Source organism: Azospira sp. APE16 (genome assembly GCF_047901315.1).
Classification (GTDB): Bacteria; Pseudomonadota; Gammaproteobacteria; order Burkholderiales; family Rhodocyclaceae; genus Azospira; species Azospira oryzae.
In genome coordinates this window covers 428,889-448,934 of sequence record NZ_CP179682.1, presented here as the reverse complement: position 1 = coordinate 448,934, position 20,046 = coordinate 428,889, and the positions used below count along the sequence as shown (strand labels likewise).

The window sequence follows — 20,046 nt, the reverse complement described above, 5'->3', positions numbered from 1 at the left end:
ACCTGGCCTGGGATCAAGCAGGCGCGAGCATCTCCGGCATGGCGACCCGGAGAAGTCCGTCCCGCCTAGGCCCTGGCGCCGCCCGCTCCGTCCTCCCGACCCACCCGGAAGAAGTGCATCAGGCGCTGCAGTTCCTCGGCCTGGGCGCCCATTTCCTCGGCGGTGGCGGCCAGCTCTTCGGAGGCGGCGGCATTCTGCTGGGTGGCCTGGTTCAGCTGGCCCATGGCGCTGTTGATCTGGGCGATGCCGTGGGACTGCTCCTCCGAGGCGGCGGCGATTTCCCGCACCAGATCGGAAGTGCGGCCGATGGCCGGGACGATGCGCCCCAGCAGTTCGCCGGCGTGCTCCGCCTGGTGCACGGTCTGGGCGGCGACGGTGCCGATCTCCCCGGCCGCCACCTGGCTGCGCTCGGCCAGCTTGCGCACTTCCGCCGCCACCACGGCGAAGCCCTTGCCGTGTTCCCCGGCCCGGGCCGCCTCGATGGCGGCGTTGAGGGCCAGCAGATTGGTCTGGTAGGCGATGTCGTCGATGATGCCCACCTTGCCGGCGATCTGCTGCATGGCCGCCACGCTCTCGGCCACGGCGGCACCGCCGGCCACCGCTTCCTTGGCGGCGGTGCCGGCCATGCTCTCGGTGTTGCGGGCGCTCTCCGTGTTGTTGGCGACGGAGGCGGTGGACTGCTCCAGGGTGGCGGAAATCTCCTCCACCGAGGCCGCCTGCTGGCTGGAGGACTGGGACAGGCTCTGGGCCGTGGCCGAGACCTCCTCGGAGGCGGAGGAAAGGTTGTCGGCGGCGCCCCGCACCTGGCGGATGATGTCCCCCAGGCGCCGCACCATGCGCTCCATGGATTGCAGCAGACGGCCGATCTCGTCGTCCCGCTCGGCCCGCAGATGCACCGTCAGGTCGCCCTCGGCCAGGGCGTCGGCGGCCCGCACCGCCTGCCGGATCGGGCCCAGCACCACCCGGCGCAAAACGAAGGTAAGCAGGGCCAGCAGGGCCACGGTGATGGCCAGGCCGCCCAGCAGCACCGGCAGGGCGGCGCGGCGGGCGGCCCCATCCACTTCCGCCTGGCTGTAGACCACCGCCACCTTGAAGCCCCAGGCCGGGAAGGGCCGGAAAATGGCCTCCCAGTTGTGGCTGGCGCCGGCCTCGCCGGCGGCCTCCTGCAGCCGGGCCTGGATGGATTCGGGGCTGACGCCGTCGGAATGGAGGAAGGGCTTGCCCTGGCCGTCCAGCAGGACGACGAAGCCGGAGCCGAAGGAGACGGACTTGCCGATCAGTTCCTTGAGCCCCGCCAGGTCGGCCTTGAAACCCACGTACCAGGCGCCCACCACCTTGCCGCCGGCATCCACGATGGGCTCGTAGCCCGTCAGGTAGGGCGCGCCGAGGATGTCCACCTGGCCGTAGAAGGCCTCGCCCCGGGCCAGGGCGGCGTAGGCCTTGCCCTGGGGATTGAGCAGGGTGCCCACGGCCCGCTGGCCCTCCGGCGTCTTGACGTTGGTGGCGATGCGCACGAAGTCCTGGCCCTGGCGGGCGAAAAGGGTGGCGGTGCCGCCGGCGATGCTGCTGACGCTGTCCACCAGGGTCGTCTCCAGGGCCTGGGGGCGGCCGCCGAAGCGCAGGTTGAGGGGATGCTGGCCGCCCACGGCGACAGCCTCGCCCAGGCTCACCGGCCCCAGCTGGGCGCTCTTTTCCCGGAACAGCTTCATGGCGCTGCGGGTCTGTTCCCCCATCAGGCTGTCGCTCATCTGCAACAGCTGGATGACGCCGGCGGCGGTGGCTTCCGAACGCAGGCGCACGTCAGCCTCCAGGCGCCGGGATTCATTGGCCGACAGGGCCAGGGAACCGACGATGAGGGCGACGACCAGGGGGGCGAAACCGAAGAGGGCGAAACGGGCTTGGAGTCCCAGTCCTTTCATCTTGCATCCTTATGGGGGCAGGTTGGCACGGCGCGCCCGCTGCGGCCGGATGGGCCGGCAACGGCGCGAACGCGACCGTAGCAACAACCGGGCCGCAGCCCCAGTCGGAGTTTCCACAAGGGGCAGGCGCCGCAAACGACGGGAAACAGGCGGTGCAGGCGGAGGGGGAGCGCCGCCCGATGGCGCTCCCGGGGACATTTTGTCCGCCCGCCGGCACACTCTTGGGGCCGGGGTGGACATTCTGTCCCGCCGCCGCCCTCGGGCGGGGCAGCGGACAGGCGCGGACTCAGATCCCGGCCAGGGCCTGCTCCAGGTCGGCGATCAGATCGGCCGTATTTTCGATCCCCACGGACAGGCGCAGCAGGTCGTCGGGACAGAAGGTGCCCGGCCCCTCGACGCTGGCCCGGTGCTCAACCAGACTTTCCACCGAACCCAGGGAGGTGGCCCGCTGGAACACCTGCAGACGGGCCGCCACGGTCTTGGCCGCCGCCTCGCCGCCGGCGATGCGCAGGGAGAGCATGGCGCCAAAGCCGCCCTGCATCTGCCGCGCCGCCACGGCGTGGCCGGGATGGGAAGCCAGGCCGGGGTAGAGCACCAGGCTGACCTTGGCGTGGCCGTGGAAATGGCTGGCGATGGCGGCGGCGGAAGCGGCGGCGGTGCGCACCCGGGGGAACAGGGTGCGCATGCCGCGGGCCAGCAGCCAGGCCTCGAAGGGGCCGAGCACGGCGCCGCCGAGAGCGCGCACGGTCTTGATGCGCTGCCAGAAGTCGTCCACGGCCCTGGTCACCAGGGCCCCGGCCACCACGTCGGAATGGCCGTTGAGATATTTGGTGGCCGAGTGCATGACGATGTCCGCGCCCAGTTCCAGGGGCCGGGTGAACACCGGCGTCGGGACCGTGGAATCCACCACCAGGCGGGCGCCGGCAGCGTGGGCCGCCTTGGCGGCAGCGGCGATGTCGGTGATTTCCCAGGTGGGATTGGCCGGCGTTTCCAGCCACACCAGATCCGCCGGGCGCTGCAGCAGGGCCGCCAGTTCGGCGTCGTCGGCGAAGAAGTCCAGGGTCAGCTGCCAGTTGGCGGCAAACTGGATCATCCAGTTGCGCAGGGCCCAGTACATGGCCCGGGGCGCCACCACCCGGGCCCCGGGCTTGAGGGCCTGCAACACGGCGGAAGCGGCGGCCATGCCGGAAGCGAAGAGGGCCGCGGCGGCGCCGCCTTCCAGCTCCTTCAACAAGGCTTCGGGCCCGTCGTAGGCCGGGCTGCCGTCCCGGGAATAGACCCGGCCGCCGGGGTAGCTGCCGTCACCGGCCCGCTCGAAGGTGGTAGCCAGATGCAGGGGCGGCACGATGTCTCGATAGGTCGAGTCCACCGGGACGGCGCCGCGGGCGGCCTGGGTTTCGGGAGCAAGGCTGGGGACGGCGGGCGACTGGGACATGGCGGCGGCTTCGGCAACGGGGGCCCACAGCTTAGCGCCAAAGCCCCTGGCGGGGCCACCGTCCTGACGGCGGAAATCCCGTATTTACAGGGCATAGCCCCCTGCCGAGAATCCGCCTCTTTGCCGCCCAGCCGTTCCGACCATGCGCCTTCTCCGCCTGCTGCCCCTGTTCGCCCTGCTGACCGCGCCCCTGGCCGCCCAGGCCAAAGACATCGTGATCGCCCAGATCGCCCCCCTGAGCGGCCCCCAGGCCGTCACCGGCAAGGCCATCGCCGCCGGCGCCCGGCTCTACATCAACCACATCAACGCCCAGGGCGGCATCAACGGCAGTCCCATCCGCCTGGTGCGCAAGGACGACGGCCAGAAGCCGGAGGAGACCCTGCGCCTGGTGAAGGAAAGCCTGAAGGAGGAGGAGCCGCCCGTGGCCTTCCTCGGCACCGTGGGCACCAACAATGTGGAAGCCCTGGTGAAGGACGGCATCCTGGCCCGCAGCAACGTGCCCCTGGTGGGGGCCGTGTCCGGCGCCTCCAGCGTGATCGGCGCCCCCGGCGTGTTCGTGGTCAAGGCCGGCTACCGGGACGAGGTGGAACGCCTCTTTGCCCACCTTTCCCAGCTGGGCCAGAAGCAGGTGGGACTGGTATTCCAGGACGATGCCCTGGGCGCGGACGTGATCGCCGGGGCCGAGGTGGCCGCCGCCCGCAACGGCATCAGCCTGGTGGCCCAGGCCGGCTACGAGCGCAACACCACCAAGGTGGAAGCCGCCGTCAATGCGGTGCTCAAGGCCAATCCCCAGGCGGTGTTCCTCGGCGCCACCACCGCCGCCGCCATCGAATTCGTGCGCCAGTACCGGCAGAAGGGCGGCCTGGCCACCCTCTACGGCCTTTCCATCATCGACACCCAGCAGCTGCTGGACAAGCTGGGCCCCGGCCTGGCCCGGGGCTACGCCTTCTCCGTGGTGGTGCCCCTGGAACAGCAGAACACCCTGTCCCTCAACCGGGAATACAGCCGCCTCAAGGCTGCCGCCAACGACCCGGAACTGTCGGCCCGCTCCATGGAGGGCTTCATCGCCGCCAAGGTGCTGGTGAGCGCCCTGCGCCAGGGCGGCGGCAACGGTCCGGCCGTGCTCAAGGCCCTGCAGGCCATGCGCAAGGTGGATCTGGGGGGCTACGCCATCGACTTCAGCCAGCGCAACCGCCCCGGCTCCACCCGGGTGGACTTCGCCATGATCGGCGAGGGCGGTCGGGTCTTCCAGTAAGCCCGGGGCAGCTCAGCCAGCCCGGGCCCGGATCACCAGGGCGATACCGCCGAGGATGGCAACAGAAGCCAGGACCAGGCGCAGGCTGACGGCCTCGCCCAGGAACAGGGTGCCGCCGACGGCGGTCAGCAGGGGCACGCTCAACTGCACCGTGGCCGCCGTGGTGGCCTGCAGGCCCCGCAGGGCCGCATACCAGAGGGCGTAACCGAGACCGGAGGCGATGCCGCCGGAAAGCACTGCGTAGAGCACGCCCCCGGCATTGAAATTGACGCCCGGCAGGGCCAGGAGCCCCAGTCCCAGGGCCAGGGGCACGGCCCGCAGGAAGTTGCCCGCCGTCACCGCCGTGGCATCCCCCGCGCCCCGGCCGCGGATGGAATAAACGCCCCAGGCCACCCCGGCCCCCAGCATCAGCAGGGCCCCGGCCAGGGGCGGCGCCGACAGCCCCGGCAGCAGCAATCCCACCAGTCCCCCCAGGGCCAGGAGCAGCCCCAGGCGCTGGCGCGGCGAGAGCCGTTCCCCCCGCCACAGGCCGTAGCCGATCATGGTCACCTGCACCGCCCCGAACAGCAGCAGGGCGCCGGTGCCGGCCGCCAGGGAAACGTAGGCAAAGGAAAAGCCCGCCGCATAGGCAAACAGGGCCAGGGCCGAGCCCCAGCTACCGGGCAGGCCGGAGAAGCCCCGCAGGCGGATGATGGTCCACAGCACCAGGGCGCCGCTGCCCAGGCGCACCAGGGTGAAGGAGGCGGGGTCCATGCCGCCCTGCTGGAGGGCCAGGCGGCAGAGCAGGGAATTGCCGGCGAAGGCCAGCATGGCCACCAGGGTCAGCAGCACCACCTGTTTGCGGGACATGGGCGGAAGCGGAAGTCGGACAAGCCGGCAGCATAGCCCGGCCATCCTTACAGGAAGCTAACCGCCCAGGGCCTGATGCAGGCAGGCAGCCACCTGGAGGGCGCCCCGGGGCTGGGGCCGGGGCGGCACCGGCTGCTGCCACAGGGCCGCCAGGGCAGCCCCCAGGTCGCCGGCCTGCAAGGCCGACTCTTCCACCTCGCGGCAGACGGCGTGGGCCTGCAGCCAGGGAATCAGGGCCTCCTGCTCGGGCCAGTCGGGGCGGCGGGCGTAGAGCATGGGGGTGCCGTTGCAGGCGGCTTCGGCGAAAGTGCCGTAGCCGGGCTTGCCCACCACCGCATCCACGGAGGCCAAGAGGTCGGCGAAGTCCCAGCCCAGGGGCTCGAAGGCGCTCATGTCGGGACGGGCCACGCCCCAGGCGGCGGGCACCAGCCAGTGCAGGTCCGGCTCCGCCGGCCAGGTCTGGGCCGGCAGCCGGGTGGCGATGCCGCCCAGGGCCGCCAGCACCAGCCGGGTGCCCTGGGCGACGCCCAGCACCTGCCGCAGAAGCCCGTCCTGCCTGGTTCCCAGCCGGGCCACCGGGTCCACGGTACGGCCCTGCGGCAGGTCCGGCATGGCCATGGCCGGCGCCAGGCGGAAGAAGGTGCGGGCGCTGCGGTAGGCCGCCAGCATCTGGGCATGGAGGAGCGGCGCCCAGGTTTCGCCGGCGAACTCGTGGGCGAAGAGATCGGCCCAGTTGAGGGAGCTCATGGCGTAGGCCGGCAGGCCCAGGCGCTCCGCCGCCGCCAGGGGCAGGTAGGCCACGTTGCTGAGCAGCAGGTCGGCATCAAGGCCCTGGAGAAAGTCGGCCTCGGCCGCCACCCGCTCTTCCCAGCCGGCGTGGGAGTCCCGGTAGGCGGCGGCGCTGGCGGCCCGGTCGATACGGAAGGCATCGCTCATGACGAAGCCGAAATCCGCCGCCCGGGGCACCAGGGCAAAGTCGCCGCCGATGCGCTGGCGCAGCTTGAATTCGGGGGCGCCGCTCACCACCGTCAGGCGCAACGCCGGTTGCAGCTGCCGCAGGGCATCGAGCACCGGCCCGGTCTGGGCGATGTGGCCGAAACCATGGCCGGAGATGTAGACGACGAGATGGGGCATGGGGCCGGCCCTAAAAGGCGTTAGCCACAGAGGGAACAGAGATCACCGAGGAGGCCGGGTGGGAAATCATGGCGCCTTCCGCTGCCCCGAGGTCTAGAGCAGGCGGGCGATATAGGCGCCCTGGCAGTCGGGCGGCAGGGGCAGCCACATGATGTGGCCGTTGCCCGGGGCCACGGCGACCGGCTCGCCGGCCTTGTTTTCCATGCGCTCCAGGGCCAGCACCCGGTTGCCGGCGGGGTGGATGATTTCCAGCCGGTCGCCGACGGCGAAACGGTTCTTCACCTCCACCTGCATCAGGCCCCGTTCCGCATCGAAGGCGGTGGCGTCGCCCACGTAGAGGCTGCGTTCGGATTCGGAGTGGCCCTTGAGGTAGTTCTGGTACTCGGCGTCGTGGTGGCGCTGGTAGAAGCCGTCGGTGTAGCCCCGGTTGGCCAGGCCTTCCAGGTCGGAGAGCAGGGAGGCGTCGAAGGGCCGGCCGGCCACGGCGTCGTCGATGGCCCGGCGGTAGGCCTGGCAGGCCCGGGCAGCGTAGTAGGGAGACTTGGTGCGGCCCTCGATCTTCAGGGAATCGACGCCGATTTCCACCAGCCGCTGCACGTGCTCGATGGCCCGCAGGTCCCGGGAATTCATGATGTAGGTGCCGTGCTCGTCTTCCTCAATGGGCATCAGCTCGCCGGGGCGCTCCTTCTCCTCCAGCAGCCACACCTTGGATTCGGGCCGGCCGTCGGCGGATTCGTTCTCGGGATGAACCTTGTAGTCCCAGCGGCAGGAATTGGTGCAGGTGCCCTGGTTGGGATCGCGCCGGTTGAAGTAGCCGGAGAGCAGGCAGCGGCCCGAATAGGCGATGCACAGGGCGCCGTGCACGAACACTTCCAGCTCCATGTCCGGACATTCCTGGCGGATCTCCGCCACCTCGTCCAGGGACAGCTCCCGGGAGAGGATGACCCGGGAAATGCCGACGCTCTTCCAGAACTTCACCGCGGCGTAGTTCACCGTGTTGGACTGGACGGAAAGGTGCACCGGCATCTGCGGCCACTTCTCCCGCACCATGGCGATGAGGCCCGGGTCGGCCATGATCAGGGCGTCCGGCGCCATGTCGATCACCGGTTCCATGTCTGCCAGATAGGTCCGCACCTTGGCGTTGTGGGGGAAGATGTTGCTCACCAGGTAGAACTGCTTGCCCAGTTCCCGGGCGGCCTGGCGGGCTTCGGCCAGCACGCTCATGTTGCCGAAATCGTTGTTGCGCACCCGCAGGCTGTAGCGGGGCTGGCCGGCGTAGACCGCGTCGGCACCAAAGGCGAAGGCGCTGTCCATCATGGCCCGGGTGCCGGCGGGGGCCAGCAGTTCGGGGCCGCGGCGAGCGGGCTGGGGGGCCGCGGGGGCGCCGGCGGAGGGGGTAGAAGGCATTGGGGTAGAATGGGCCAAAACCTGAATTTTACCTGTCTTCCCATCCTTCCCATGCCTGAAGAAATCCTCATCAATTTCACCCCCCAGGAAACCCGGGTGGCGGTGATGCACCAGGGCGTCGCCCAGGAACTGCACATCGAGCGCACCGCTTCCCTCGGCATCGTCGGCAACATCTACCTGGGCAAGGTGGTACGCATCCTGCCGGGCATGCAGTCGGCCTTCATCGACGTGGGCCTGGAACGCACCGCCTTCCTCCACGTGGCCGACATCTGGCTGCCGCGCCATAGCGAAAAGAACGGCGAGAAGGGCGACGGCGAAGGCGGCATGCGCCCCATCGAGCGCATCCTCACCGAGGGCCAGAGCCTGGTGGTGCAGGTGATCAAGGACCCCATCGGCACCAAGGGCGCCCGCCTCTCCACCCAGATTTCCATCGCCGGCCGCATGCTGGTCTATCTGCCCCAGGAGAAGCACATCGGCGTCTCCCAGCGCATCGAGGATGAGCAGGAGCGGGAGCAGCTGCGGGAACGCCTGACCCGCCTGGTGCCGGAGGACGAGAAGGGCGGCTTCATCGTCCGCACCATGGCTGAGAACGCCTCCGACGAGGAACTGGCCAACGACATCGAGTACCTGCGCAAGACCTGGCGCGGCATCAAGGAAAACTCCCTGCGGGTGGCCCCGCCCCACCTGCTGTACCAGGAGCTGTCCCTGTCCCAGCGGGTGCTGCGGGACTTCGTCAATCCGGAGACCTCGCGCATCGTCATCGACTCCCGGGAGAACTTCCAGAAGCTGAAGGAATTCGCCGCCCTGTACACCCCCAAGGTGCTGGAACTGCTCGACCACTACACGGGCGAGCGGCCCCTCTTTGACCTGCACGGGGTGGAGGATGAAATCCAGAAGGCCCTGGCCCGGCGCGTCGATCTGAAATCCGGTGGCTACCTGATCATCGATCAGACCGAAGCCATGACCACCATCGATGTGAACACCGGCGGCTTCGTCGGCGTACGCAACTTCGACGACACCATCTTCAAGACCAACCTGGAAGCGGCCCAGACCATCGCCCGCCAGCTGCGCCTGCGCAACCTGGGCGGCATCATCATCGTGGACTTCATCGACATGGAGAACCCGGAACACCGGGACGCGGTGCTGGCCGAGTTCAACAAGGCCCTGGCCCGGGACCACACCAAGATGACGGTGAACGGTTTCACCGCCCTGGGCCTGGTGGAGATGACGCGCAAGCGCACCCGGGAATCCCTGGCCCACGTGCTGTGCGAGACCTGCCCCACCTGCGGCGGCCGCGGCGAGGTGAAGACCGCCCGTACCGTGTGCTACGAGATCCTGCGGGAGCTGCTGCGGGAGGCGCGCCAGTTCAATGCCCGGGAATACCGCATCCTGGCGGCGCCGTCGGTGATCGACCTGTATCTGGACGAGGAATCCCAGTCCCTGGCCATGCTTTCCGACTTCATCGGCAAGGCCATCTCCCTCCAGGCCGAGGCCAGCTACAACCAGGAGCAGTACGACATCGTGCTGATGTAGGCCGGTCCTGCGTCAACGATAAAGGGGCGCCCGCGGGCGCCCCTTCGTTTTTTCGCTCCGGCGTCTAGCGCGCCAGGGTGTCTCCTGCCACCGCCGCGGTCTGCACCCGGGGCGCGTCGCCCTGGCGCAGGCGTTCCTGCAGGCGGGCCAGCACCTGCTGGCCGTCGTCCCGGGAACGGGCCAGGGATTCCTGCATGTCCCGCTGCCACAGCAGGGCGGAAGCCTACCGGCGCCACTGCTCCAGCTGGGGATTGTGGGCCAGGTGGTGGTAGTGGTGCTGGCGGTTCATGGTGAACCAGCGGTGGGCCTCGGCCTGGTCGGCGGCCACGCCCACCCCTTCCTGGTACATCAGCCCCACTTCGTACTGGGACTGCAGGTCGCCCTGCTCCGCCGCCCGCTTGTACCACTTCATGGCGGCGGCCAGGTCCTGGGGCACGCCGTCGGCGTAGCGGTACATCAGGCCCAGGTTGTACTGGGCGTCCCGCTGCCCCTGCTCGGCCAGCTGTTGCCACAGTTGCAGGGCCTGGCGGTAGTCGCCCTGGCGGTGGGCCTGGGCAGCCTGCGCGAAGCGCTCGCCGGCGGCGGGTTCGGCATGGACGGCGGTGCAGCCCAGGGCCAGGAGGATGGCCCAGCTAAGGTGACGGAGCCCCATGGAATGTCCTTTCTTGAACGGTCAATCGCCCGGCGGCGGCCGGGGAAAACCATTCTATGGATAGGGGCATTGGGGCGGAATGAGGCAAATGGTCGCGCGGCAGACTGTCGCACCGGGCCGCCGGGGTTGCCCGAGCGGCCGCCAGATGAAGACCTGACCGGGGCAATTTGCGCCAGCCCCGCCGGCTGCCTATGCTGACGTTTCCCCAACCCGAAACGGAGCCCGCCATGAGCGTCAGCACCTCCCCGGAATTCGACAGCCTGGTGCCCAATAACAACATGGACCGCCGCACCTTCGTCGCCACCGCCGTCGGCGCCGCGATTGGCACTGGATTCGCCCTGGCCGTGCAGCCGGTGTGCGCCCAGACCCAGATCAAGACCGACAGCAGCGGCCTCAGGACCGCCGCCATCCAGGTGCCGGTGGGCGGCGAAAGCGTTGCCGCCTACTGCGCCCGGCCGGAACAGGGCGAGCGCCTGCCCACGGTGCTGGTGGTGTCGGAAATCTTCGGCGTCCATGAATACATCCAGGACATCTGCCGCCGCCTGGCCAGGCTGGGCTACCTGGCCATCGCGCCCCAGCTGTTTGCCCGCCAGGGCGACCCGGCCACGGTGGACAGCATTCCCAAGCTCATGGAGACCATCATCGCCAAGGTGCCCGACGCCCAGGTGCTGGCCGACCTGGACGGCTGCGCCGCCTGGGCCGCGAAGAACGGCGGCGATCCGGAGCGCCTGGCCATCACCGGCTTCTGCTGGGGCGGCCGCATCACCTGGCTGTACAGCGCCCACAATCCGGCGGTGCGGGCCGGGGTGGCCTGGTATGGCCGCCTGGTGGGCAACGCCAGCGACCTGACGCCGAAGCACCCGCTGGACGTGGCCTCCAGCCTCAAGACGCCGGTCCTCGGCCTCTACGGCGGCCAGGACCAGGGCATTCCCCTGGAGACGGTGGAGAAAATGCGGGCCGCCCTCAAGGCGGCCGGCAATCCCTCCGAGATCGTGGTCTATCCGGAGGCGCCCCACGCCTTCCACGCCGACTACCGGCCCAGCTACCGCCCCGAACCCGCGGCCGACGGCTGGCGGCGGCTGCTGGCCTGGCTGCAGCAGCACGGCGTCTAGACGGCCGGGCTCGCAAACCGGGCACCCCCAGAAGGCAGAAGGGACGGGCTTCCCCGGCATGACACGCCGGAGAAGCCCGTCCCTTCTAGCTTGCAGAGCAGGGGCTTAGAGCCCCAGGCACAGGTACTTCACTTCCAGGTATTCCTCCAGGCCGTACTTGGAGCCTTCCCGGCCCAGGCCCGACTGCTTGATGCCGCCGAAGGGCGCCACCTCGTTGGAGATGAGGCCCGTGTTCACCCCCACCATGCCGTATTCCAGGGCCTCGCCGACACGGAAGATGCGGCCGATGTCCCGGGAGTAGAAGTAGGAGGCCAGGCCGAACTCGGTGGCGTTGGCCAGGGCGATGGCCTCTTCCTCGGTCTTGAAGCGGAACAGGGGCGCCACCGGGCCGAAGGTCTCCTCCCGGGCCACCCGCATCTGGGGCGTCACGTCCGCCAGCACCGTGGGCTGGAAGAAGGCGCCGCCCTCCCTGTAGCGCTCGTGGCGCCGGCCGCCGGCCAAGACCCGGGCGCCGTGGGCCACGGCGTCGGCGATGTGGGCCTCCACCTTGGCCAGGGCGTCAGCGTCGATCAGGGGCCCCTGAGTGACGCCGGCCTCCGTGCCTTCGCCCACCTTCAGCGTGGCCACCTTTGCCGCCAGCTTGGCGGCGAAGGCCTCGTAGATGCCGTCCTGCACCAGCAGCCGGTTGGCGCAGACGCAGGTCTGGCCGGTGTTGCGGTACTTGGAGATCATGGCCCCTTCCACCGCCGCATCCAGGTCGGCGTCGTCGAAGACGATGAAGGGGGCGTTGCCCCCCAGTTCCAGGGACAGCTTCTTGATGCTCGGCGCACACTGGCCCATGAGCAGGCGGCCCACTTCGGTGGAGCCGGTAAAGGAGAGCTTGCGCACCGCCGGGTTGGACGTCAGTTCGCCGCCGATGGCCACCGGATCGCCGGTGATGACGTTGAAGACGCCAGCAGGAAAACCTGCCCGGTGGGCCAGTTCGGTCAGGGCCAGGGCGGTCAGGGGCGTCTGTTCCGCCGGCTTGACCACCACCGTGCAGCCGGCCGCCAGGGCCGGCGCCACCTTGCGCGTGATCATGGCGGCGGGGAAATTCCACGGCGTGATGGCGGCGCAGACGCCGATGGGCTGCTTGATCACCAGCATGCGCTTGTCCGCCGCCACGGCGGGAATGGTCTCGCCGTAGGCCCGCTTGGCCTCCTCGGCAAACCATTCGACGAAGGAGGCGGCATACAGCACCTCCCCCCTGGCCTCGGCCAGGGGCTTGCCCTGTTCGCTGGTCATGAGCAGGGCCAGGTCGTCGGCATGCTGGTTGATCAGCTCGAACCAGCGGCGCAGCACCCCTGCCCGCTCCTTCGCCGTCCTGCCGCGCCAGGCCGGCCAGGCGGCATCGGCGGCGGCAATGGCGGCACGGGTCTCGGCGGCACCGAGACGGGGCACCCGGGCCAGTTCGGCCCCGCTGGCCGGATTGCGCACCGGGAAGTCGCTCTCGCCGCCCACCCACTGGCCGTTGAGATAGCACTGCTGGCGCAACAGATTGGAATCCTCAAGTTTCATCTTTGTCTCGTCGTTGGAATTTTATAAAAACCGTCGTTTATACTTGGGGTTATGACTAGAAAGCTCATCCATTGCCTGAGCTTGGCCGCCGCCCTTGCCGGCTGCGGCAGCTTACCGCCATCGCCCCCGGAAAGGCCAGCGGAGCGCGCCGCCGCGCCCCTCTCGGCCAAGGCCCAGGACGTGGTGCTGTACGCCTTTTCCCTGATCGACACCGGCTACCGCTTCGGCGGCAAGAACCCGGAAGCGGGTCTGGACTGCAGCGGCATGGTCAGCTACATCTATGGCCAGGCGGCGGGCCTGAAAGTTTCCGGCAGCGCCGCCGACATCGCCCGCAACGGCCGCCCCGTGCCGCGCCAGGGCCTCAAGCCGGGCGACCTGGTATTCTTCAACACCATGAACCGCTCCTACTCCCACGTGGGCATCTACATCGGTGACGACCGCTTCGTGCACGCGCCGGCAACTAATGGCAGAATCCGAATCGACAGTCTGGGAGCCCGCTACTATGCGGAACGCTTCGAGGCTGCCCGGTCCTACTTCGACTAAGCCGTCGGGCCGTAAAAAAACCACAATCTTAGGAGACAGTTTCACATGCCCGTTCCCGCTCTGTTCCAGGGCCGGATGGCGGTTCCCGCCATTGCTGCGCCCATGTTTCTCGTATCCGGCCCCGATCTGGTCATCAACGCCTGCAAGGCCGGCATCGCCGCCAGCTTCCCCTCCCTCAACGCCCGTCCCGCCAGCCAGCTGGATGAATGGCTGACCCGCATGAATAAGGAGCTGGGCCCGAAGGATGCGCCCTTCGGCATCAACCTGATCCTGCATCACTCCAACACCCGCCTGGAAGAGGACGTGGCCCTGGTGGTCAAGCACAAGGTGCCCTTCGTCATCACCAGCCTGGGCAACCCCAGCAAGCTGGTGGAGGTGGTGCATGGCTACGGCGGCCTGGTGTTCTCCGACGTCATCCACGCCTACCACGCCAAGAAGGCCATCGAGGCGGGCGTGGACGGCATCATTGCCGTCTCCGCCGGCGCCGGCGGCCATGCCGGGACCCAGAATCCCTTCGCCCTGCTGCGGGAAATCCGGGAGTTCTGGGACGGGGCGCTGATCCTGGGCGGGGCCATTTCCGACGGCGCCTCCATCCGCGCCGCCGAAATCGCCGGGGCCGATTTCGCCTACATGGGCACCCGCCTCATCGCCACCCAGGAGTCCATGGCCCAGCAGGCCTACAAGGACATGCTGGTCAGCGCCGGCCCGCGGGACATCGTGTATACGGACGCCGTCTCCGGCACCAACGCCAACTTCATCTGGCAAAGCCTGGAGAAGGCCGGCTACACCAAGGAAAGCCTGGCTGCCGGCGGCCAGGCCAACCACAACTACGGCGGCGACGAGGCCAAGGCCTGGCGCGACGTGTGGAGCGCCGGCCACGGCGTCGCCAACATCCACGACGTGCCGACGGTGGCCGAACTGGCCGCGCGGCTGGCCGCGGAATACCGCCAGGCCTGCCAATGCCAGCCGTCCCAAGCCTTGCGGCCGGTATAACCAAAGCCATATTTTTCGGCGCCGCCGTTGATGCTAGGGTTAGGCCCTAAATAACGACATTCGAGAGCCTTTCCCCATGCGTACCATCGACGAAACCGAAGTCAGCAAACTGCTCCGCGGGGTGGAGATTCCCCCCTGCCCCGCGGTGCTCGCTGCCCTGGCCCAGGAGATGCACCGCCCGGATGCCAGTTCGACCAAGGTGGCCCGGCTCATCAGCCAGGACGTGGGCCTGGCCGCCGGCGTCATCAAGTGCGCCAATTCCCCCCTCTTTTCCACCGGCAGCAAGGTCGGCTCCATCGGCGAAGCCCTGGGCCGCCTGGGCTTCAACAACGTGCTCAACCTGGTGGTGAACGAGTTGCTGCGCAAGAACCTCTCCCAGAACAACCATGCCATGGACCGCTTCTGGGACAGCGCCACCTACTGCGCCGGCGTCTGCGCCAAGCTGGCCGAGATCCTGCCCGGCACCAGCCGCGACACGGCCTACACCTTCGGCCTCTTCCACGACTGCGGCATCCCCATCCTGATGCGGCGCTACCCGGACTACAAGAAGACCCTGGGCGAAGCCAACCGCCGCATCGACCTGCCCTTCACCGCCATCGAGGACGAAATCCACGGCACCAACCATGCCGTCATCGGCTACCTCATGGCGCGCAACTGGGGCCTGCCGGAGACGGTCAGCTCCGCCATCCTCTCCCACCACGATTTCTCCGTCTTCAACGACGGCAGCGGCCTCTCCGACGAATCGTGCACCCTGATCGCCCTGGCCCTGCTGGCCGAGCGCATCGTCGGCACCTTCCTGCGCCTCAACGAGGACGGCGAGTGGGAAAAGGGCAAGGGCGCCGTGGCCGGTTTCTTCGGCCTCACCGAGACGGACCTCAACGACATCGTGGACGACCTGCTGTTCAAGCTGGACTCCGCCCGCAAGGCGGCCTGAACCCGGACGTCGCGGCGGCACCGCCGCCATGAAAAAAGCCGCTCCTGGAGCGGCTTTTTTATTGTCGGGAACGGCGCCCTTCAGAGCAGGAACAGGGTGGCCAGGCCGAGGAAGATGAAGAAGCCGCCGGAGTCGGTGACGGCGGTGATCAGCACCGAGGAGCCCAGGGCCGGGTCCCGGCCGAACTTCTGCATGGTCATGGGAATGACCACGCCGACGGTGGCCGCCAGCAGCAGGTTGAGGGTCATGGCCCCGGTCATCACCAGGCCCAGCTGGAAGGAGTGGTACAGCCACCAGGAGACCACGCCGAGCAGCCCGCCCCACACCAGGCCGTTGATCAGGGCCACGCCCAGTTCCTTGTGCAGCAGGCGCCGCGCCGATTCTGGCTGGATCTGGCCGAGGGCGATGGCGCGCACGATCATGGTGATGGTCTGGTTGCCCGAATTGCCGCCGATGCCGGCGACGATGGGCATGAGGGCGGCCAGGGCCACCAGCTTTTCGATGGAGCCTTCGAAGGCGCCGATCACCCGGGAGGCGATGAAGGCCGTCACCAGGTTGATGGCCAGCCAGGTCCAGCGGTTTTTCACCGAGTTCCACACCGAGGCGAAGATGTCTTCCTCTTCCCGCAGACCGGCCTGGGCCAGCAGTTCGCTTTCCGATTCTTCCCGGATGAAGTCCACCACCGCATTGACGGTGACGCGACCCACCAGGCGGTCGTCCCGGTCCACCACCGGGGCGCTCACCAGGTCGTAGCGTTCGAAGGCCTGGGCTGCTTCCTCGGCGTCGTCGTCCGGTTCCAGATGGACGAAGTCGCTGATCATGACGTCCGCCACTTCGGACTCGGGATCGTTGATGAGCAGCTTGTTGAGGGGCAGTACGCCCTTCAGGCGCTCGTCCCGGTCCAGCACGAAGAGCTGGTCGGTGTGGTCGGGCAGTTCGTCGAAGCGGCGCAGGTAGCGCAGCACCACTTCCAGGGTCACGTCTTCCCGCACCGTGACCATTTCGAAATCCATGATGGAGCCGACCGAGTCCTCGGGGTAGGACATGGCGGCGCGCAGCTGCTCCCGCTCTTCCACAGAGAGGGACTGGAAGACGTCCTGGATCACCTCGTGGGGCAGGTCCGGCGCCAGGTCGGCCAGTTCGTCGGCATCCAGGGATTCGGCGGCGGCCACCAGCTCGTCCGAATCCATGTTGGCGATCAGGGTTTCCCGGACCGCATCCGACACTTCCAGCAGGATTTCCCCGTCCCGCTCCGCCTTGACCAGGTCCCACACCATGAGACGCTCATCCAGGGGCAGGGCCTCCAGGATGTAGGCCACGTCGGCCGGGTGCATCTTGTCCAGCTTGTGGCGCAGCTCGTTCAGGTGCTGCTTGTGCACCAGGGACTCCACCAGCTCGTGGCGGGGCATCTCCTGCTTGTGCACCAGGTCCTCCACCAGGTGATGCCGGGCGAGCAGGGTCTGCACCTCGGAGAGGCGCGCCTGCAGCTCATCGGCGTCAGCGTGCTGGATTTCTTCGCTCATGGTGGCAAACCGGGGAATGGTGCGATGCCGCAAAAAGATGGCGCATTCTAGCACCGCACCGGGTCAGGACTTTGACAAAAATCACGGGAATCCACCGGGCTACGGGATATCCCCAAGCGGCGCCCCGACGGCCCGCCCATGGGTATGGGCAAGCCGGTCTCAGGGGAGTTCCGCCGCCCCCATCCGGCCCAGGATGATGCCGGTCTTTTTCAGCAGCCCCGGGGCGCTGCGGTTGCGGTCGTAGAAGCGGGGATTGGGCAGCATGGCGGCCAGCTTCGCCGCCTGTTCCGGTCCCAGCTGGGCGGCGGAGACATTGAAGTAATGGCGGGCCGCCGCCTCGGCGCCGAAGACGCCGTTGCCCCACTCCACCACATTGAGATAGACCTCGAAGATGCGCCGCTTGGACCAGGCGGTTTCCAGCATCAGGGTGATGGCGGCCTCCTCGGCCTTGCGCCAGGGCGTCTTGCTCGGGGAAAGGAACAGGTTCTTCGCCAGTTGCTGGGAGATGGTGGAGCCGCCGGCCACCACCTTGCCGCGGCGCTGGTTCTTTTCCACCGCCTTCTGGATGCCGTCCCAGTCGAAGCCTTCATGATCGACGAACTTGGCGTCTTCGGCGGCGATGATGGCCCGCTTCAGGTGGGGCGAGATGCGCTCGTAGTCCACCCACTGCTTCTGCAGGCTGGCCCCCGGCGTCTTCAGCCACAGTTCTTCCTGGCGGATTTCCATGAAGCGGGTCATGTGGGGATTGACGTTGGCCCACCACAGCACCCAGGCGAACAGCCACAGCTGGTAGGCCAGCAGGAGGCCGACGCCCCAGGCCGCCGCCAGCTTCAGCCAATGCAGGATGCGCACGGCGCCTCAGCCCTGCCGCAGACGGTCGAGGACCGGCGCGGTGGCGGGCCGCACGCCGCGCCACAGCTGGAAGGCTTCCGCCGCCTGCTCCACCAGCATGCCCAGGCCGTCCACCAGGCGGGTGGCGCCTTGCAGCCGGGCAAAGGCCAGGAAAGGCGTCTCGCCCCGGCCGTACATCATGTCGTAGGCCAGGGCGCCGCCGTTGAAGATGCCAGGAGGCAGGGGCGGCAGTTCGCCGGCCAGGCTGGCGGAGGTGGCATTGATCACCACGTCGAAGCCCTGACCGGCCAGCTCGCCATAGCCGCCGCCGCTGACGGGGCCCAGGTCGGCGAAATCCCGGGCCAGGTCGGCGGCCTTGGCGGCAGTGCGGTTGGCGATGTGCAGGCGGCAGGGACCGGCGGCCAGCAGGGGCGCCAGGGCGCCCCGGGAGGCACCGCCGGCGCCGAGCAGGAGAATGGCCTTGCCTGCCAGGGGCAGGGCCTGGTTGACCTGCAGGTCCTGCACCAGGCCGGCGCCGTCCGTGTTGTCGCCGAGGATGTGCCCATCCTCCAGCACCAGGGTATTCACCGCCCCGGCCCGGGCGGCCCGGGGCGTCAGGCTGTCGGCCAGGCGGAAAGCCTCTTCCTTGAAGGGCACGGTGACGTTGGCGCCCCGCCCGCCGCCGTCGGCAAAGGCCCGCAGCGCCGCGGCGAAACCGTCCAGGGGCGCCAGCAGGGCTTCGTAGCTCATGTCCTGGGCGCAGGCGGCGGCAAACAGGGAGTGGATCAGGGGCGACTTGCTGTGGCCGATGGGGTTGCCGAAAACGGCATAGCGGTCAGTCATGGCGGCAAAAAGAAGGCTGCGATGGAGGAAAGGGCGCCAGTTTATCCCTTTTGGCGGACGGCAACCTGAACGCTCCCTTACGTAGCGCAGGGAACAAAATCGCCGCAGAAAACGGCTTACGCATGGCGGAATTGCCTATAATCCGGGCGTTGCACTTTTCAGGGAGCTAACAACAAATGAGCGCAAAAGACGCCGTTATCGTGACATGGGACGACCGCTACAGTGTGGGCATGAGTGAAATCGATGCCCAGCACCAGGCCCTCTTCGAGACCATCAACCGGCTGTGGTCCGCCATCGTCGGCAAGGGCAGCCGGGAGCAGATCCTGGTGCTGATCGACGAGCTGGAACGCTACACCGTGGCCCACTTCTCCGCCGAGGAGAAGTTCATGGAATCCACCGCCTACCCGGACCTGGCCGCCCACCGGCAACTGCACGAGACCTTCGTGCAGCGCATCGCCGCCGAACGCCAGGGTGTCAGCGCCGGCAAATCCATCAGCCTGGACCTGCTGCACTTCCTCAAGGACTGGCTGGTACAGCACATCCAGGTGGAAGATCAGCGCTACGCCGCCCACTGCCGCCAGGACCCGCAACGGGGCAGCGGGCTGTCGGGATTCTTCAAGCGTTTCTGGGCCTAAACCCCGGCACCGGGCCGGGCCGCCTTACTGGGCCTGGACCCGGTCGCCGCTGGTGAAGAACCAGGTGCGGGTGATCACCAGCTGATCCACGTCCCGCCGGATATCCTCGGGGAAGGCCGCATAGGGGCCGGCCATGCGCACGATGCGCAGGGCCGCGTCATCCAGCACCTTGTGGCCGGAGGTACGCTCCAGCTCCACCTTGTCCACGGAACCGTTGGCATTGATGGTGACGGACAGCACCAGGGTGCCGTAGAGCCGGCCCCGGGCGGCCTCGGGATAGTTGAGGGTGCCCACCCGCTCCACCTTCAGGCGCCAGTCTTCCACATAGCGGGCGAAGCGGTATTCGTCGGCCCGGGTGCCGATGTTCTTCTTGCGCGGACGCTGGTTGTACTCGTCCACGCTCTTGCTGATCTCGGCCTCCATGCGCGCCATGGCCATGGCGCTGCTGGCCAGGTCCCGGCCCGAGAGGGTCGGCGCATTCTGGGGCTGGGACTCCCGGGAATCCTGGCGCGGCGCCCGGGTCTTGCTCTTCACTTCGGCCAGCAGGCGCTGCTGCTGGGCCTCCATGTCCCGCACCCGCTGCCGCGACTGTTCCAGGTCGCTGCCGGCCTGCTGCCGCGCCGAGGGCGGCAGGGGCGTGGCCGCCCGGCGGTTCTCTTCGACGTTGCCGCCGCCGTCCAGGTTGGCCTGGGCCAGGGCCTGGGCGTGGCTCGGGCGGCGCGCCGACTTGCTGTTCACCAGGATGATGTCCAGGGCCTTGTCCTGCAGGGCCCGGGAGGCATCGGGGAACTTGAAGTGGAGGGACAGCAGCAGACCGTGCACCAGCACGGAGAGGCCGACGGCCAGGGTCAGGTTGCGGCTGGAGGCATCCATCCGGGCCAGGAATCCGGG

The 20,046-nt window shown here is 68.5% G+C and carries 19 protein-coding genes; 7 read left to right on the top strand and 12 right to left on the bottom strand.

The genetic code is table 11. The features are described from left to right. Positions 1–65 precede the first annotated feature (65 nt). Both ACLSSQ_RS02300 and ACLSSQ_RS02295 read right to left on the bottom strand, forming a co-directional pair. The gene (locus ACLSSQ_RS02300; RefSeq protein WP_416243689.1) at positions 66–1,919 is read right to left on the bottom strand and encodes a Cache 3/Cache 2 fusion domain-containing protein; all 1,854 of its coding nucleotides are present in this window, start codon (positions 1,917–1,919) and stop codon (positions 66–68) included. A gap of 286 nt (positions 1,920–2,205) precedes the next feature. Next, the gene (locus ACLSSQ_RS02295) at positions 2,206–3,354 is read right to left on the bottom strand and encodes a trans-sulfuration enzyme family protein (RefSeq protein ID WP_416243688.1); all 1,149 of its coding nucleotides are present in this window, start codon (positions 3,352–3,354) and stop codon (positions 2,206–2,208) included. Positions 3,355–3,496: 142 nt separating this feature from the next. Here ACLSSQ_RS02295 and ACLSSQ_RS02290 point away from each other — a divergent pair, with 142 nt between their 5' ends. After that, a complete protein-coding gene (locus ACLSSQ_RS02290) occupies positions 3,497–4,609 on the top strand; it encodes an ABC transporter substrate-binding protein (RefSeq protein WP_014235545.1) in 1,113 nt (370 codons plus the stop codon). A gap of 12 nt (positions 4,610–4,621) precedes the next feature. On the opposite strand, the gene ACLSSQ_RS02285 is transcribed toward ACLSSQ_RS02290, so the two are convergent. The 3 genes from ACLSSQ_RS02285 to yegQ all read right to left on the bottom strand — a co-directional run bounded on the left by ACLSSQ_RS02285 (position 4,622) and on the right by yegQ (position 7,999). Further along, on the bottom strand, positions 4,622–5,458 hold the full coding sequence (locus ACLSSQ_RS02285) for a DMT family transporter (protein WP_130459877.1): 837 nt from the start codon (positions 5,456–5,458) through the stop codon (positions 4,622–4,624). A gap of 57 nt (positions 5,459–5,515) precedes the next feature. After that, the gene (locus tag ACLSSQ_RS02280; protein ID WP_416243687.1) at positions 5,516–6,592 is read right to left on the bottom strand and encodes a hypothetical protein; all 1,077 of its coding nucleotides are present in this window, start codon (positions 6,590–6,592) and stop codon (positions 5,516–5,518) included. A gap of 93 nt (positions 6,593–6,685) precedes the next feature. Next, complete coding sequence (yegQ, locus tag ACLSSQ_RS02275; protein ID WP_416243686.1) at positions 6,686–7,999, bottom strand: tRNA 5-hydroxyuridine modification protein YegQ; 1,314 nt, start codon at positions 7,997–7,999, stop codon at positions 6,686–6,688. 51 nt (positions 8,000–8,050) lie between these two features. On the opposite strand from yegQ, the gene rng reads away from it, so the two are divergent. Next, positions 8,051–9,532, top strand: coding sequence for a ribonuclease G (gene rng / locus ACLSSQ_RS02270; RefSeq protein ID WP_014235549.1), 1,482 nt, complete (start codon positions 8,051–8,053; stop codon positions 9,530–9,532). A 64-nt stretch (positions 9,533–9,596) separates the two neighbouring features. Here the strand turns inward: rng and ACLSSQ_RS02265 are convergent, their stop codons facing one another. Together ACLSSQ_RS02265 and ACLSSQ_RS02260 are read right to left on the bottom strand one after the other, a co-directional pair. After that, positions 9,597–9,728 carry a hypothetical protein gene (locus ACLSSQ_RS02265; RefSeq protein WP_416243685.1) on the bottom strand — a complete coding sequence of 44 codons (132 nt, stop codon included), beginning with the start codon at positions 9,726–9,728 and terminating at the stop codon, positions 9,597–9,599. Between the two features lie 27 nt (positions 9,729–9,755). Beyond that, positions 9,756–10,184 (bottom strand): tetratricopeptide repeat protein, encoded by a 429-nt coding sequence (locus tag ACLSSQ_RS02260; RefSeq protein WP_416243684.1) that lies wholly within the window; start codon positions 10,182–10,184, stop codon positions 9,756–9,758. Positions 10,185–10,411: 227 nt separating this feature from the next. On the opposite strand from ACLSSQ_RS02260, the gene ACLSSQ_RS02255 reads away from it, so the two are divergent. Continuing rightward, entirely contained in the window at positions 10,412–11,296 is an 885-nt protein-coding gene (locus ACLSSQ_RS02255; RefSeq protein ID WP_416243683.1) for a dienelactone hydrolase family protein, read from the top strand. A gap of 105 nt (positions 11,297–11,401) precedes the next feature. Here ACLSSQ_RS02255 and gabD read toward each other — a convergent pair whose 3' ends face one another. Continuing rightward, positions 11,402–12,853 carry an NADP-dependent succinate-semialdehyde dehydrogenase gene (gabD, locus tag ACLSSQ_RS02250; protein ID WP_416243682.1) on the bottom strand — a complete coding sequence of 484 codons (1,452 nt, stop codon included), beginning with the start codon at positions 12,851–12,853 and terminating at the stop codon, positions 11,402–11,404. A 51-nt stretch (positions 12,854–12,904) separates the two neighbouring features. Here gabD and ACLSSQ_RS02245 point away from each other — a divergent pair, with 51 nt between their 5' ends. The 3 genes from ACLSSQ_RS02245 to ACLSSQ_RS02235 all read left to right on the top strand — a co-directional run bounded on the left by ACLSSQ_RS02245 (position 12,905) and on the right by ACLSSQ_RS02235 (position 15,323). Next, complete coding sequence (locus ACLSSQ_RS02245) at positions 12,905–13,396, top strand: C40 family peptidase (RefSeq protein WP_205229757.1); 492 nt, start codon at positions 12,905–12,907, stop codon at positions 13,394–13,396. A gap of 45 nt (positions 13,397–13,441) precedes the next feature. Further along, positions 13,442–14,389 carry an NAD(P)H-dependent flavin oxidoreductase gene (locus ACLSSQ_RS02240; protein WP_416243681.1) on the top strand — a complete coding sequence of 316 codons (948 nt, stop codon included), beginning with the start codon at positions 13,442–13,444 and terminating at the stop codon, positions 14,387–14,389. 76 nt (positions 14,390–14,465) lie between these two features. Beyond that, entirely contained in the window at positions 14,466–15,323 is an 858-nt protein-coding gene (locus ACLSSQ_RS02235; RefSeq protein ID WP_014235555.1) for an HDOD domain-containing protein, read from the top strand. Positions 15,324–15,403: 80 nt separating this feature from the next. Here ACLSSQ_RS02235 and mgtE read toward each other — a convergent pair whose 3' ends face one another. The 3 genes from mgtE to aroE all read right to left on the bottom strand — a co-directional run bounded on the left by mgtE (position 15,404) and on the right by aroE (position 18,520). Next, entirely contained in the window at positions 15,404–16,846 is a 1,443-nt protein-coding gene (mgtE, locus tag ACLSSQ_RS02230) for a magnesium transporter (RefSeq protein ID WP_014235556.1), read from the bottom strand. Positions 16,847–17,005: 159 nt separating this feature from the next. Then, positions 17,006–17,698 (bottom strand): monofunctional biosynthetic peptidoglycan transglycosylase, encoded by a 693-nt coding sequence (mtgA, locus tag ACLSSQ_RS02225; protein ID WP_014235557.1) that lies wholly within the window; start codon positions 17,696–17,698, stop codon positions 17,006–17,008. A gap of 6 nt (positions 17,699–17,704) precedes the next feature. Then, complete coding sequence (aroE, locus tag ACLSSQ_RS02220) at positions 17,705–18,520, bottom strand: shikimate dehydrogenase (protein ID WP_416243680.1); 816 nt, start codon at positions 18,518–18,520, stop codon at positions 17,705–17,707. Positions 18,521–18,696: 176 nt separating this feature from the next. Here aroE and ACLSSQ_RS02215 point away from each other — a divergent pair, with 176 nt between their 5' ends. Beyond that, complete coding sequence (locus ACLSSQ_RS02215) at positions 18,697–19,155, top strand: bacteriohemerythrin (protein ID WP_152089969.1); 459 nt, start codon at positions 18,697–18,699, stop codon at positions 19,153–19,155. A 24-nt stretch (positions 19,156–19,179) separates the two neighbouring features. On the opposite strand, the gene ACLSSQ_RS02210 is transcribed toward ACLSSQ_RS02215, so the two are convergent. Beyond that, entirely contained in the window at positions 19,180–20,028 is an 849-nt protein-coding gene (locus ACLSSQ_RS02210) for an energy transducer TonB (protein ID WP_416243679.1), read from the bottom strand. Between the last annotated feature and the right edge of the window lie 18 nt (positions 20,029–20,046).